Origin of the sequence: Polaribacter septentrionalilitoris (assembly GCF_009832745.1) — a bacterium.
Classification (GTDB): Bacteria; Bacteroidota; Bacteroidia; order Flavobacteriales; family Flavobacteriaceae; genus Polaribacter; species Polaribacter septentrionalilitoris.
Genome location: NZ_VRMJ01000014.1, coordinates 395647 through 411036 on the forward strand (window position 1 = coordinate 395647; position 15390 = coordinate 411036).

Below are 15390 nucleotides of genomic sequence, written 5' to 3' on the forward strand. Positions count from 1 at the left end.
GTTAATTCAGCTTTAAATCTAATAAATTTAACAACTCGTCGTCTTCATTAAATTTACGAGCAAATAATTTTCCTTTTGGTTGATTTAGTAATAAATTAATATCATCAACTGTAAAAGTGACAGGTAGAGGAACATTTTTTCTGTTCCAATCTACAAAATGTAAAGAACTAGAGAAATTTAATGTTTTTTTTCTTGATGAAATTTCGTTAAGTATAGTATGAAAAAATTGCTCATCGGCACACGCAGTATATTTATAATACTTGAATAATTTATTTTCATTGACTTCTATATAATTTAAGACTTCACGAACAGTATCATATTGTAAGGCAAACCAATTAGAACCTTTGTAATGCTTTTTAAAAATTGAGACACGTTTTCTCTTTACAAAACGAAGTGCTTCAATTATATCTATTTTCTTTTTTAAAATTAATTTAATAAATAATTTAAAATTCTTTAATCCAGAGGATAGTATTGGTGATAAGTATACAAAATCCATTCTTTTTTCTGAATTATTTATTTTATATTGATTAACTCTTTGGTTGTATATAATAGAGTTTTTAAAAGGCATCATATCAATAAATTCATTTTTATTATTTTCTTGAATATATTTATCAATAAAACTTAAAGATTTTATTGGATAATCTTGACCGCTTAAAAATATAATTATTGAATTTTCTTTTTTATTATGAATAGCTCTTTTTAATAAATTAATAGTTGCCATTACTTGAGAAATATCTCCCCATATGCATTTAACCCTTTTTTCTATAAACACTACATTTGGAAGTTTAACTATTTTTTTGAAATGATTAATTTCACTTTTTAAATCTAAGTGAATATAAAATTCAGAATTCTTATCATTTAATTTATTTATCAACCTCTTTAAATGATTTGGGTTAGTATGAACCGTAATTATATATTTTTTAATCATTTGAAAACCTATTCACCTAATAAATTTATTTGAGTATTTTTTTTATTTTTCTTAATCAAAACATCTTAAAAATTTAGTTTTAAATTATTTTTGTAATTTATAAAATTTATACTTTATGGGAAAAAACAAACTGTAAAATTTATATTTGAGATATTTAGATAGTAATACTTTTGTTATCTTTTTTGATTTTAATTGATAAGCTTTCTGAATAAAATAGTGAGCCAATTGGGTTGACATTTTTTTATGAATCAGAAGAAATTCACATGTCAATTGATGTGCAAGTTTATAAGACTCAAGTCTTATAGGATTATTTGACCAAAACTCTCCTGTGTTAGATTCTATGTGTTTTCTATTAAAATAAAGCGGAATTTTGACATTGAGTCCTCTAATATTAAGGTTACTTATTAATATTCTTGAGTAGCACTCCCATTCTTCTGCATACATTAAATTCTCGTTAAATAAATTATTTTGTAATAAATTAATTTTCCACATTACAGTACAAGATGCCAAAGGTAACTTACCTATAATTACATTTTCATATACATTTTCGTTTAAAGTTTCGCAACTATAATCGTCTATAAACTCTATTGATTCGTGACAGAATTCATTTTGAAAAGATTTTTTTTGGTAATGAACAAAATCAATATTTTTATTTTTTATAAATTCATTAATACAAATTTCTAAAAGTTGTGGGTGAAGTATATCGTCATCATCAAAAAAAACTAAAAAATCACCTTCTGCCTTTTTAATACCTATATTCCTACTAGCTGGTAAACCTTGTTTTATCTCTTCTGACTTGATAATAAACTGAAACCTGTGATCTTTATCTGTAATTTTAGAAACTACTTTACTAGTATCGTCTTTAGAATTATCATCAATAATTATACACTCCCAATTTTTATACGATTGCAATAATAAAGAGTCTAACATTTGATCTATCAAATGAGCTCTATTGTAGGTGGTTAGTATTATGGTAATTAAAGGTTGATTATCCATTTAAAATTCTTTTTACAAACCTAAATGGTTTTAGAATATAATACCCTATTCTATATTCTAAACGAGTATACATTTTATTTTTTTCTTGCTCTTCTTTTTCTATTCTTAACAATAAAAATGAAATAAAATCATTAAAATATTGCTTATATATTTCTTCATGTTTAAAGTAAATATATTCAAGTAACTCATATTTTACCTTATTGGCTTTAGTTGTTGTAGATACACCACCTATTCTATAGTTAAATAAAATTTCTGAAATTACAATTACTTCTCCTCCATCTGAAAGTAACCTTATATAAAACTCCCAGTCTTCAAATCCTTTTTTCATATTTTCATCATAACCACCAACTTTAGCCCAGTCTGTTTTTTTAAACATACAACTCCCCATTGCCGTATTATTTAATAACATTTTTGAAATATCACCACCAGATGGTGTGTAAGAACCAATAACATCATTATCTTTATTAATTAAGTTTGATTGACATGTAATAATTTTTACTTGTTTATTCTCTTTAAAAATTTTAAAAGCCTTTTCACAAAATGTAGACACAAAATAATCATCACTATCCAAAACTAATACAAATTCTCCGGTAGTATTTGCAATACCGAGGTTTCTTGCAGAACTTTGTCCTTTATTTTCTTGATGAATTAAAATATCTATTTTAGAAGATAACTCTTTTAATTTCTTTTTGGTTTCAGAATCTGAACCATCATCAACAACTATGAGTTCAATATTAGTATAACTTTGCTTACGTACAGAATTTATACACGTTTCAAGATATTGGGCTGTATTGTATACAGGAATTACTACAGAAATTTTGTTATTTATATATTCATTCACTAATGTTATTCTTAAATTTATTTATTGAGGGTAATATAATTAAAACCTAATCCATTCTTGAGGAATTAAGTCTTTTGTTTTTTGTTGTATTTCAGGATTAGCAAACCATATTTTTGGTGCTATAACTATTTTTTCTGGATTAGAGTTTAACCAAGCACCCCAAAAACTAAATGAACTATTTGCAATAATATTGTGCTTACAAAAACTCATTAAACACATATCTTTCCAACTATTATACCCTGTATTTTTGTTAATAAAAACTTTTTTTTGTTCTAAATTATTAAAACTAGATTGTACCCATTCTATATCGTCAGAAAAGAAAAATATCTTCACCTTATGATCCTTTTCTAATATAGTATTAAGGGCTTTGTGATAATAATCTAAACTACAAAGACCGTGAGCTTCATTTATAGATTTGTGCTCTATATAATCTCCTCTTCTAACATGTATAGATACAGAATTTGAAGATCTAATATCATTAAGAATCATACTATTTTCTCTACCCATTTTTTCAAATGAAAAGGTAAACAAATCCCTAATATAATCTTCATAACCAATAAAATATTTATAACTCTGGAAATAGCCATTTATATAAACTGGTTTTTTTAAACTCAAAGCATCTTTAGAAAATTCAAAAGTAGATTCTTTGTATTTTCTATCTTTAACTATTTTCAATTTTCTAAGCAGGGACTTTAGTTTTTTTACAAAGTAATTGTTTTTTTCAGAATCATATAAATCATATTTTAAATTAAAAATATCTAATTCAAAAAATCGTATCACATGATTATTAACTTGATTTTTTTCATTAAAAAAACTTTTATCAATATTTAAAATTGTATTGTTTTTTTTAGCTATAATACTAGCAAAAGCGTATTGAAACATTTGATTACCTAAGCCACCTTTTAAATATACAACTACTTTCTTACCTAACATTTTTTTTATCAAATCTAAATTTATCATGCTTACATAGTAATTACTTATTACAATTTTAAAATTTTTAACAACTCATTTCCTTTGTAATAATTTGACAATTTTTTCTTATAGTATTTGTTAATGTCTAAAACAATATTATTTTTTTCTTCACTTTTTAGTTTTATGAATTTAACAGCTGACATGCATAAATCTTCAAATGATTCATTTACAATTAAAGGAAAAGAATTAAAACGATCATACATTGCACCAACATCATACCCCAATATCATTCTACCAGCTGCTGCTGCTTCTAATGCTGTAATTGGACCTCCTTCATGCAAAGAAGTTACTAAAAAAACATCAATTTTTTCATAGAAAAAATGCGTATTTAAAGGAGATATAACTTTATTTTTAAAAGTAACAAAATCTGTAACATTTAATTTTTTAGCTAACTCATTTAATGATTCAATATAGTTTTCTTCTCCAGTTCCCTGAATATATAAAGATGTAATAAGGTTTTCTTTATGATATAAATAAGCAATTAATTTAATCATAGATTCTATATTTTTCTCTTTAGCTATTCTACCTAAAAAGCCAAACTTTAAAATCTTATTCTCATTAAATTTCAGGACATTAATTTTTAGTAAATTCTTTTCATTAGGAATAATAATGTCATTTACACAAATGTTATCAAGTTTATTTTTTTCTCTCCAAAATTCACTTTGTTTTTTGTTAAAAACAATAATAGAATTTAACATCTTATAAAATAGTTTATCTGATTTTTTTATAGCTTCAAAGTGATACATTGTTATTTTAGTGGTACTTTTTTTTCTTCTGGCAAAACCTTTTAAAATAGAGAAAAAATATTTACTTCGAGGATATGATAATATGTACAAAGATGAAAAAAATAAACTTTTATATTTCCAATATAAATATTCTGAAAAACTATAGTTTAATTTTAGCTTTAAAAAAAATCTATCTAAATATAATATCAATGGATTTGAAAGGATTTTTGGGTAAGTAAAAAAAGTAATGTCTCTACTACCTATTACTTGATTGAAAAGTTCCTTGTTAAAACCAATAGGTGTGAAAATTGTAACTTTTTTGAATTTATTTGAATCAAATAAAAAAACAGCTGTATAAACAGCTTCTAATTCAGTTCCTCCAACACTATTAAAATAAGGAGTACATACTAATATATTTTTCATAATAATCTTCTAAAAGATTGATAAATAAATTTTAAAATCTTATGATTATCACTATGTTTAAAATGATATAATAAAAGTTTTATATAAATGAAAAAATTAAATCTATTATATTTTTGATATAAATGTTCTAATCTTTTTAAAATGTTATACTTAGCTTCGCTAGAAAATCTGTTGAACTTACTGCTTTTTATTATATCATTAAAAAACTTGATTGCTGATTGATCTATTATAATTCTGTTATCAATGTTACCTGATAAACTTTGCTCTGATACTCTAATAGATACAGTGGCTGTGTTAATTGAATATATAGGCTTATCATTTGAAAAATCTAACCATGCTTGATCATCAGAATGAAATGCAGATGGATATTCTTTAAACCTATATTTTTCATAAACTACTTTTTTAAAAACATATTCAGACAAAGAACTCCTTTTTCCTTTTAATAATTTATCTGATAATGATTCTTCAGCAGTTTGCCATTCTAAAAATTTAAATTTCTTAGATATATTTTCTCCTTCCCCGTTAATAACCACATTAGAAAATCTAATTACATTTGTTTCATCATTATATAATTCAACAGCTTTATAATATTCCTCTACAACATTTTCTCCAATAAAATCATCATCTCCTAAGACCATTATCCATTCTTCATCTTTAATCAACTCAATACAACGCTCCCATTGTTTTACTAAAGATCCCCCCCCGATATTATTTTCGAATTTTTTATAGGTAATATTTAGTTTTGAAGTAAAATTTTTAATTATTTCTTCTGGGTTTTCTGGACTAGCATCATTCCCTATATAAACATTAAACTGCTTATTAGTTTGCTTATTTAAAGATTCTAAAGTTTCTTCAAAAAAACTTAATTTATAATATGGAATTACAATTGCTAGCATTATGATTATTAGAACTAAATATTTATTTTAAAAAAAGTTTTAAGAAATAGCTTTAATACATATTTTTTACTTTTCAACTTACTTTCTAAAAGCTTCTTTTCAATATTTATTTTGTTATTTAAATCATGAAAAGTTCCTAGGTATTTTATAAAAAAATCAACATGTTTAATGCTTATATATTTTATCATTTCTTTTTGTTGAAATTGATTTAAATTAGTAATCATAGAAACATTTTTTACTCTATAAAAAAAACATATTTTATTTATTGTAAAAACTTCTCCTCCATTTTTGAGTAAATGTATCCAAAATTCCCAGTCTTCAAGACCATATATCATATTCGTATCATATCCTCCTATATTATTCCAATCCTTTTTTTTATAAATTCCTGAGCAAAATATGATATTAGTCTCAGCGAGGTTTTTCAATGAAAAAGGTTCTAACTTCCATAATGAATTTATTTTACCAAATTTTTCTGCTTTACAATAGACCAGTTTTAATTCGGAATCTTTCTGGAAAGCCTCTAAAGCTAATTTTATATAATCTGAACTTATTTTATCATCTGCATCTAAAGGCAAAATAAATTCTCCTTTAGCCTTTTCTATTCCTGCATTTCTTGCACTAGAAAGCCCACCATTTTTTTTATAAAGATACTTATATCGAGAGTCTTTTTTTGTCCATTTTAAAGCTAATTCTTCAGTATTATCTGTACTTCCATCATTTACAACAATACACTCCCAATTTGTGTATATCTGATCTAAAACAGATTGTAAGCATTCATCTAAATATATTCCTTGATTATAACAAGGAATGATTACTGAAATTATGTTATTTGAAGACATGTCTAATTTATTAATAATCTAAAAACATTATTTACAAAAATTGTAATTACAAAAAAAGGTAAAACTTAATTATTTATTGAAATAATTTCATCACATAAATTTCTCAATTGTTTTTTAAAAACCTCACTTGACAATTCGTTTTTGTAAAACTTTAATAATTTTTTTTTGACTTCTTTTTTATAATTTTTATTAATTAAACTTTTATCTATTAAAACTTCATAAAAATTATTGTATGTTATTGGAATTATTCCAATTTTATTTTTAAAAAAACTATGTCCTTCAGTAGTTGTCATAATTAAAGGAGTGCCTATGGCTATTGATTCAATTATATTTAAATCAAAATAACTAGTTTTATTTGGAGAAATTACATAGTCCATGTTGTTAATCCAATCATGGGCAATATTAGTGGCTCCTAGGTCTATAATATTATCTTCATAATCTATTTTTTCTCCATTTCCAGCAATATAAAGCCTAATATCATCTCTTTCTTTTAAAACTTTTTTAAAAGTTTTTAATAATAAAGGAAAACCTTTCACTTCGTTTCTTCTTCCAATATAAAATAAATTGATTTTATTTTCATCTATATAAATCTCTTGCAATTTACCTATCGGTTTTATACCTGTTCTTAAATATTTAACTCTAATATTTTTTGATAGTAAACTGCTGTAAATAGTTAAACATTGTTTATTAGGTAATATTAAATAATTAGCCCTTTCAAAAGCTCTCTTTTCTACAAGTTTTACAAATTCTAATTTTTTTCCTCTTACCCCAATATTATAAACTTCTAAAGATGGAATTTCTGGAGCATGAGACTGAAATAAAACCACCTGGTCTTTTTTTATAAGATGTATTACATCATAAAACGAATACATATCATGAAAATATAGAAATTTATATTTTTCTATTTTAATAAACTTATTAGCTAGGTTTTTATTACTATATTTTTTCCTTTTTAATATTATATAAAGTTTATCTAATCTTAAGAGTACTTTTTTTTGAATACTTATTTTTTTAGGAATAACCTCATTTAGTAAGTGAACGTTATGAGGTAAATTGTTTACAATACATTTATTAAAATAACCTTTAGGACCACCTTCGTTTTTTAAAAGTGGATAGTCACAAACCATTAAAATTTTATCATCAATCATTAAATATCGTCTGAAAATATTTCTCCCTTAAAGTTTTCTTTGTCTATTGAATTTTGAAGATAGTAATCTACGTATGCTAATGCTTCTGCAATTACTTTATCCATATCTAAATATCTATATGTCCCTAATCTCCCAACGAAGGAAACATTTTCTTTACACCTTTTAGCGTAAGTTCTATATTTTTCTAAAATTTCTTTGTCTTTGTTTAACCTTTTCGGATAATAGGGTTCGTCGTTTACTTTAGTTTCTTTACTAAACTCTTTTATTACAACTGTTTTTTCATGAGTTTCCCAAGGTGCAAAATGTTTGTGTTCATGAATTCTTGTAAAGGGTATATTTTCTTCACAATAATTGATAACAGCATTTCCTTGATAATCTCCTTTTGTGATTTTTTCTTCAAAGAAAACAGTTCTATACCCTAATCTATCAAATTTATAATCATAATATTCATCTAATGCGCCAGAATAAAATACGTGATGAAAATCTGAATTAATTTGTTTATCATAGGTTTTACCTAATTCTAATGTAATATTTTTATGATTTAAAATGTTTGCTACGATTTCTGTATAACCATTTTCTGGTATTCCTTGATATTTTGAATTGTAGTAATTATCATCATAATTAAAACGTATTGGTAACCTTTTTAAAATTGAAGCTGGCAACTCTTTTGGATCACAACCCCACTGTTTTTTTGTGTAACCATAAAAAAAATTATAATACAATTCTTTCCCTAAATATGACAGAGCTTGTTCTTCAAAATTTTTTGGATTTGGTATGTTTTCTTGTTTTATCTCAATAAAACTCTCAACATCAGAAGGAGATAATTTTACGCTAAAAAATTGATTTAGCGTTAGTAAATTCATTGGCATAGAAAAAACACCTTTTTCTGTATTGGCAATAACTTTATTTACAAAAGGCTTCATATTGCCATAAATATTTATAAACTCCCAAACATTTTTATCATTTGTATTAAAAATATGAGGTCCGTATTTATGAACCATAATATTTGTTTCAGAGTCTCTTTTTGTATGACAGTTACCAGCAACATGATTTCTCTTGTCTATCACCAAAACCTGATTGTCTTGTTCTGCTAATTTCCTAGCAATAACAGCTCCTGAAAAACCTGCACCTACTACTAAATATTTTTTGTCAGCCATTCTTCCTTGTTTAATACGATTCCTTTAATTTTTTCTCCAGATTTTTCTAATTTAGAATCTCCTAACAAATCAAAAGAAATATATTCTTCTGACTTATCATAAACTTCGCCAGCGTTCCACAAAGCCGCCTCTACGAAATAACTTCCACCTTTGAGAATTGTTGTTGGTAATTTTATTTTAAGATGATATTTGCTAGTCTTTTTAAACTCTTCTTCAAAGGGAAATGAAATAATAGGCTCATTCATCTCAGAGATTAAAGTAGTTCCAAACTTTACACCTTCTACTTTATTTAAATCTAATATAAAATTTAAAAAATATTCTTTTTTCTTTTTTAATGAATTTAAAATACTTTTGCCATTGATATCTGATATAAAAACTTCTGCAATATAATTTAGCTTTGTAGTTTTATTATTTTTATATTTTTTTACACTTTTTGTGTTTTTTAAATAAAAATTTACGGCACTATCAATATCTCCAGAAAACAATGTTCTTCCGTTACCTAAAACCACTCCTCTACTACAAAGGTTTTTTACAGCTGCCATATTATGACTCACAAACAAAACAGTTCTTCCATCTGTACTAGATATATCTTGCATTTTACCTATGGCTTTTTTTTGAAACTCTGCATCTCCTACAGCTAAAACTTCGTCTACCACCAAAATATCAGGTTCTAAAAAAGCGGCTACAGCAAAAGCCAAACGCACGGTCATTCCACTAGAATAACGTTTTACAGGTGTATCTATATAACGTTCACAACCAGAAAAAGAAATAATTTCATCTAACTTAGATTGAATTTCTTTTTTTGTCATTCCTAAAATTGCCCCGTTTAAGAAAATGTTTTCTCTACCTGTCATTTCAGGATGAAAACCAGTACCTACTTCTAATAAGGAAGCAATTCTACCTTTAGATTTTATAGCCCCAGTTGTTGGACCTGTTACTTTAGAAAGTATTTTTAACAAGGTAGATTTTCCTGCTCCATTTTTTCCGATAATTCCTAAAATCTCACCTTTCTTAACCTCAAAAGAAATATCCTTTAATGCCCATACATACTCAGAAGAACCTTTGGTACTTCTATCATTGATTTCTCCAATTTTTAAGTAAGGATCTTCTTTCCCTCTTATCAAATGCCACCATCTATTTACATCATGCGTAATTGTACCTGTCCCTAAAGTTCCTAAACGATATTGTTTGGATATATTTTCTACTTTTAAAATAACATCTTTTTCCATACTATATCGTATCTATAAAACTTTTTTCTGTTTTGTTAAAAACTAAAATTCCGAATAAAAAAATAACTACAGAAAATACTAATGTATAAATAACTCCAAATTGACTAACAGTTCCTTCTCCTAACAACACATATCTACTATATTCAACAATATGTGCAACCGGATTAAAATCAACTGCCCAAGCTAAATTGTTTTTTTCAAACAAACTGTAAGGTAAACTAACTAAAGAAACATACATTAGTAATTGTACACCAAAGGAAACCAAAAAAGTTAGGTCTCTATATTTTGTTACCATTGATGATATGATCATTCCTGCTCCTAAACCCAACATTGCCATGCATAAAAGAACTAAAGGATAAGTTAAAATAAGGTTATTTGGCCTTACTTCACTACCATCAAAAACATAATACAGATAAAAGCAAAGAAATATTAAAAATTGTATGCCAAACTTTATCAAGTTTGATATCACCGTTGACATTGGCATTATAATTCTAGGAAAATACACCTTGCCAAAAATTGCTTGATTTTTTTTAAAGGTGTCTGAAGTTCCTGTCAAACATTCTTTAAAATAATTCCAACTTGTAACTCCTGCTAAATTAAATAAAAATGGAGGTATACCTCCTGTACTAATATTTGCAATTTTATTAAATATTAATGTAAATACAATCGAGGTAAACAAAGGCTGAATTAAATACCATAAAGGGCCTAAAATAGTTTGTTTATATAAAGTAACTACATCACGTTTAACAAAAAGCATCAACAAATCTCTATACTGCCAAACTTCTTTTAAGTTTAAATCTAATAAATTGTTTTTGGGGGTAATTTCAAAAAGCCATTTATCTTTCTGCATCTTAAAAATTATAGGTATTTATACAAATATAATTTAATTTAACAGAATTCATAGTATCTTTCGTTGAATCGTTTTATTTTTACGATGAGTTTCACGACTAGTTAAATAACCACCAAATTTTGTATAATTCTTCCATAGAAATAGTTCATTTTAAACAAATATATTCTAAGTATTTTTACAACCTTAATATAGAGTGGTTAGAAAAATACTTCTATGTAGAACCGTATGATGAAAAGGTGTTAAGTAACCCACAAAAATATGTTATAAATCCTGGAGGATATATATTCTTTGCAAAGTACAATGAAGAGATTATTGGCGTGGTTTCTTTAATTCATCAAAAAACATTTTTTGAATTGAGTAAGATGGCAGTTTGTCCAAAATATCAAGGGTTAAAAATTGGTCAAAAATTATTAGATTACACTATAAATTTTGCTAAAAAAAAGAGGTGGAAAAGCATTACTTTATATTCGCATAGAACTTTAGAAGCTGCCATCTATTTGTATCGTAAAAACGGATTTAAAGAAATTCCGTTAGAAAAAGAAGTTCATTATGAGCGAGCAGATATTAAAATGATTTTAGAATTATAAAAAACTCTGAATCGCTAATTCATATCCTTTTAAACCAAAACCAAAAATAACTCCTTTTGCAGCAGGTGCTATGTAGCTATGGTGTCTAAATTCTTCACGTGCGTGTACATTAGATATATGCAACTCAACAACTGGTGTTGTAATTCCCTTTACTGAATCTCCAATACCTACAGAAGTATGCGTGTAAGCTGCTGCATTTAAAATAACGCCATCATAATCAAAACCAACTTCGTGTAATTTATCTATAATTTCTCCCTCTATGTTAGATTGATAATAAGACAATTCTACCTCTTTAAATTTAAGTTGAAGTTCTTTAAAAAAATCTTTAAATGTTTTAGAACCATAAATTTCTGGCTCTCGTTTTCCTAATAAATTTAAATTTGGACCGTTTATAATGATTAGTTTCATAATTCTTTTTAAAGTTGTAAATATAACTTTATTTTTAGCAAATGAAATGGCAAAACGCAATTAAAGACTACCAATTGTATCTCAAAATTGAAAGAGGACTATCACAAAATACTATTGATAGTTATACAAGAGATTTAGATAAATTAATACTATTTCTTAACGATAATAATTTAAACCTCTCTCCTATTGTCATTAACAACGAGGTTATTCAACAGTTTATTTATGATGTTGCTAAGAAGGTTAACCCAAGAAGTCAAGCTAGAATTATCTCTGGTTTACGAAGTTTTTTTGAGTATTTGATTTTTGAAGATTATAGAGAAACCAATCCTACCGATTTAATTGAAGCTCCTAAGATTGGACGCAAACTACCAGATACATTATCCGAAGATGAAATTAATGAATTAATTAGTGCTATTGATTTAAGTCATCCTCAAGGAGAAAGAAACAGAACTATTCTCGAAACCATGTATAGCTGTGGTTTGCGTGTCAGTGAATTAATTACACTTAAAATTTCAGATTTGTTTTTTGAAGAGGGTTTTATTAGAGTGATTGGAAAAGGAAACAAACAACGTTTTGTTCCTATTCATAAAACGGCACAAAAGTACATTTTAATGTATCTTAACCTAATTAGAAGTCATATTCATCCTCAAAAAGGTTCTGAAGATATTGTTTTTTTAAACCGAAGAGGAAAAAGTTTAACCAGACAAATGATTTTTACAATTCTTAAAAACGTATCTGTATCAATAAATTTAAAGAAAAAAATAAGTCCACATACACTTAGGCATTCTTTTGCTACGCATTTATTAAAAAATGGTGCAGATTTAAGAGCTATTCAACAAATGCTGGGTCACGAAAGTATTACCACAACAGAAGTTTATGTACATTTGGATAAAAGTTATCTAAAAGAAGTGGTAGAAACTTTTCATCCCAGAAAATAAAAAATCCTGCTAAAAAGCAGGATTCAATATATATTTATTCTATTTGTTACTTAGCAACATTTACTGCTCTTGTTTCACGAATTACAGTTACTTTAACCTGACCAGGATAGGTCATGTCATTTTGTATTTTTTGAGAAATTCCAAAAGATAATTCCGCTGCTTTAGCATCGTTTACTTTAGTGCTTTCTACCATAACTCGTAACTCACGACCAGCCTGAATAGCATAAGCTTTTTGTACGCCACTAAACCCGAAAGCAATACTTTCTAAATCTTTTAAACGTTGAATGTAAGAGTCCAAAACTTGACGTCTTGCACCAGGTCTTGCTCCTGAAATCGCATCACAAACCTGAACAATTGGAGAGATTAAGCTCTTCATTTCAATTTCATCATGGTGGGCTCCAATAGCATTACAAACCTCGGCTTTTTCTCCATATTTCTCAGCCCACTGCATTCCTAAAAGTGCGTGAGGTAGTTCGCTTTCAGTATCTGGAACTTTACCAATGTCGTGCAATAAACCAGCTCTTTTTGCCATTTTTGCATTTAGCCCCATTTCTGCAGCCATAATTCCACAAAGGTTGGCAACTTCACGTGAGTGTTGTAATAAATTCTGACCGTAAGAAGACCTATATTTCATTCTTCCAACAGTTTTAATCAATTCTGGATGTAAACCGTGAATTCCTAAATCTATTACAGTTCTTTTACCTACCTCAATGATTTCTTGAGTAATTTGTTTTTCTGTTTTTTTAACAACTTCTTCAATTCTTGCTGGGTGAATTCTTCCATCAGTAACCAATTTATGCATTGATAAACGTGCTATTTCTCTTCGCACAGGATCAAAACAAGATAAAATTATAGCTTCTGGAGTATCATCAACAATAATCTCTACACCTGTTGCTGCTTCTAAAGCTCTAATATTACGACCTTCTCTACCAATAATTCTACCTTTAACATCGTCAGATTCTAGGTTAAATACAGAAACACAATTCTCAACAGCTTGTTCAACACCAACTCTTTGAATTGTACCCAAAATTACTTTTCTAGCTTCTTGTTCTGCAGTTAATTTAGCTTCTTCTATAGAGGTTTGTACAAATGCCATAGCTTCGGTTTTAGCTTCATCTTTTAATGATGCCACTAATTCTTTCTTAGCTTCATCTGCAGACAAACCTGAAATTTGCTCTAACATATCAACATGACGTTTGTGCATTTTTTCTAGTTCGTCCTCTTTTTTATCTAAAAAGTCTAACTTATTATTATAGTCGTTTTCTTTAAGCTCTAAAGATTTGTTTAAGCGCTTATTTTTATCAACCTCAGAGGCTGCTTTAGATTCTCGATCTCTAATTCTTTTTTCAACATCAGAAATCTTTTTTTCGCGAGCAAGAATTACTTTTTCATGTTCTGCTTTTAATTCTATAAATTTTTCTTTTGCTTGAAGTATTTTATCCTTTTTTATAGAATCTGCATCAATTTTTGCTTCTTTTAAAATTGCTGAAGCTTCCTTTCTGGTTTCGTTGAGCAATTTTTTTCCTTTCGATTTTTCTATAGCCTTTGCAATAATAAAACCAATTGCAATACCTATCAAGACCCCCAATAAGGGAAGTACCATTCCTTCCATAATTTAAATTTAATATATAAAAAAAGCCTACGTTAGTGTGGTTTATATAAACTCCATTATTACAGGTTTAGGACTAACTAGCTGATCAAGTATCCGTTCTAAGACGGCTCGCTTTAGCAACTAAGACTTATCCTTTATAATAGATTCTCGTTGAGTTTATCAAACAAATTACTAACGTAGGCAGTGTGTTGTTAATGTATATTTTAAAGAACTTATTCTAAATGAGAACTAATTGTTTTGGTTAGTTCTTTTATTTTATTAGTTAACTCTTCATTTGTGGAATCTTTTTCTAAAGACGATATTTCTAATTTAGATGCAAACTGCAAAGCACACATGGCTAAGACATCTTGCTTATCGCTCACGGCATAATTTTGCTCGTACATAGAAATTAACTTATTAATAGCATTTGCAGCTTTCCTCATCCCCTCCTCTTCTCTTGTATTGTTCACACTCAAAGGATATGTTCTACCAGCTATTACTACGTTAATTTTTAATTTTCCCACATTATAAAGAACTTATTCATTTAACTGAATGATACACTTATCGATTTCTCGAATTAAAGTATTTATTTTTAGTTTTGTATCTCTTGTACTATTACTACTGCCTTCAATAGTTTTCGCAATTTTTAACAAATCATATTGTTTCTTTTGATTGATTAAAAGTTGCTCTTTTTCTAAAAGTTGATGACGCAATTTTGTGGTATCTTGAAGCAAAATTTCATTTTCATTTTTTAAAAACTCATAATTAGAAAGTAAGTTTTTTAACTTATCTTCCAGTAAATGAATTGCTTCAACCATATCATTCATCTCATCTTCTAGAATAAACTATCTCTACAAAGTTA

17 protein-coding genes and 1 other RNA gene are annotated in these 15390 nt (G+C 26.9%); 2 read left to right on the plus strand and 16 right to left on the minus strand.

Annotated features, from left to right (window positions below; all coding sequences use genetic code 11):
• Position 1 precedes the first annotated feature (1 nt).
• The 11 genes from FP421_RS03895 to FP421_RS03945 form a co-directional block, all read right to left on the minus strand.
• Positions 2-928 carry a beta-1,6-N-acetylglucosaminyltransferase gene (locus FP421_RS03895; protein ID WP_159947789.1) on the minus strand — a complete coding sequence of 309 codons (927 nt, stop codon included), beginning with the start codon at positions 926-928 and terminating at the stop codon, positions 2-4.
• A gap of 84 nt (positions 929-1012) precedes the next feature.
• Positions 1013-1924 carry a glycosyltransferase family 2 protein gene (locus FP421_RS03900; RefSeq protein WP_159947790.1) on the minus strand — a complete coding sequence of 304 codons (912 nt, stop codon included), beginning with the start codon at positions 1922-1924 and terminating at the stop codon, positions 1013-1015.
• A complete protein-coding gene (locus FP421_RS03905; RefSeq protein WP_236548023.1) occupies positions 1917-2765 on the minus strand; it encodes a glycosyltransferase in 849 nt (282 codons plus the stop codon). Before FP421_RS03905 ends, FP421_RS03900 begins: the two co-directional genes overlap by 8 nt.
• Positions 2766-2804: 39 nt before the next feature.
• Complete coding sequence (locus FP421_RS03910; RefSeq protein ID WP_159947791.1) at positions 2805-3698, minus strand: alpha-1,2-fucosyltransferase; 894 nt, start codon at positions 3696-3698, stop codon at positions 2805-2807.
• A gap of 47 nt (positions 3699-3745) precedes the next feature.
• The gene (locus tag FP421_RS03915) at positions 3746-4885 is read right to left on the minus strand and encodes a glycosyltransferase (protein WP_159947792.1); all 1140 of its coding nucleotides are present in this window, start codon (positions 4883-4885) and stop codon (positions 3746-3748) included.
• Positions 4882-5781 carry a glycosyltransferase family 2 protein gene (locus FP421_RS03920; RefSeq protein ID WP_159947793.1) on the minus strand — a complete coding sequence of 300 codons (900 nt, stop codon included), beginning with the start codon at positions 5779-5781 and terminating at the stop codon, positions 4882-4884. The genes FP421_RS03915 and FP421_RS03920 overlap by 4 nt, the downstream gene beginning before the upstream one ends.
• A 14-nt stretch (positions 5782-5795) precedes the next feature.
• Positions 5796-6620 carry a glycosyltransferase family 2 protein gene (locus FP421_RS03925; protein WP_159947795.1) on the minus strand — a complete coding sequence of 275 codons (825 nt, stop codon included), beginning with the start codon at positions 6618-6620 and terminating at the stop codon, positions 5796-5798.
• Positions 6621-6685: 65 nt separating this feature from the next.
• Entirely contained in the window at positions 6686-7768 is a 1083-nt protein-coding gene (locus tag FP421_RS03930; RefSeq protein ID WP_159947797.1) for a glycosyltransferase, read from the minus strand.
• Entirely contained in the window at positions 7768-8925 is a 1158-nt protein-coding gene (gene glf, locus FP421_RS03935; protein WP_159947799.1) for a UDP-galactopyranose mutase, read from the minus strand. Before glf ends, FP421_RS03930 begins: the two co-directional genes overlap by 1 nt.
• Positions 8904-10154: an ABC transporter ATP-binding protein gene (locus FP421_RS03940; protein ID WP_159947801.1), complete on the minus strand. Its 1251-nt coding sequence runs from the start codon at positions 10152-10154 to the stop codon at positions 8904-8906. Before FP421_RS03940 ends, glf begins: the two co-directional genes overlap by 22 nt.
• Before the next feature lies 1 nt (position 10155).
• The gene (locus FP421_RS03945; protein ID WP_159947803.1) at positions 10156-11004 is read right to left on the minus strand and encodes an ABC transporter permease; all 849 of its coding nucleotides are present in this window, start codon (positions 11002-11004) and stop codon (positions 10156-10158) included.
• Between the two features lie 119 nt (positions 11005-11123).
• Between FP421_RS03945 and FP421_RS03950 the strand changes: the two genes are divergently transcribed.
• Positions 11124-11591 carry a GNAT family N-acetyltransferase gene (locus FP421_RS03950; RefSeq protein ID WP_159947805.1) on the plus strand — a complete coding sequence of 156 codons (468 nt, stop codon included), beginning with the start codon at positions 11124-11126 and terminating at the stop codon, positions 11589-11591.
• Here FP421_RS03950 and aroQ read toward each other — a convergent pair.
• On the minus strand, positions 11586-11999 hold the full coding sequence (aroQ, locus tag FP421_RS03955; RefSeq protein WP_159947807.1) for a type II 3-dehydroquinate dehydratase: 414 nt from the start codon (positions 11997-11999) through the stop codon (positions 11586-11588). The genes FP421_RS03950 and aroQ overlap by 6 nt on opposite strands.
• 41 nt (positions 12000-12040) lie before the next feature.
• On the opposite strand from aroQ, the gene xerD reads away from it, so the two are divergent.
• Complete coding sequence (xerD, locus tag FP421_RS03960) at positions 12041-12937, plus strand: site-specific tyrosine recombinase XerD (protein WP_159947809.1); 897 nt, start codon at positions 12041-12043, stop codon at positions 12935-12937.
• 46 nt (positions 12938-12983) lie between these two features.
• On the opposite strand, the gene rny is transcribed toward xerD, so the two are convergent.
• From rny to FP421_RS03980, 4 genes are all read right to left on the minus strand, one after another.
• Positions 12984-14549 carry a ribonuclease Y gene (rny, locus tag FP421_RS03965; protein ID WP_159947811.1) on the minus strand — a complete coding sequence of 522 codons (1566 nt, stop codon included), beginning with the start codon at positions 14547-14549 and terminating at the stop codon, positions 12984-12986.
• A 48-nt stretch (positions 14550-14597) separates the two neighbouring features.
• A non-coding RNA gene (gene ssrS, locus FP421_RS03970) (6S RNA) lies at positions 14598-14705 on the minus strand.
• Between the two features lie 56 nt (positions 14706-14761).
• Positions 14762-15052, minus strand: coding sequence for a cell division protein ZapA (locus tag FP421_RS03975; protein ID WP_159947813.1), 291 nt, complete (start codon positions 15050-15052; stop codon positions 14762-14764).
• Between the two features lie 12 nt (positions 15053-15064).
• A complete protein-coding gene (locus FP421_RS03980) occupies positions 15065-15355 on the minus strand; it encodes a hypothetical protein (protein WP_159947815.1) in 291 nt (96 codons plus the stop codon).
• Positions 15356-15390: the final 35 nt, after the last annotated feature.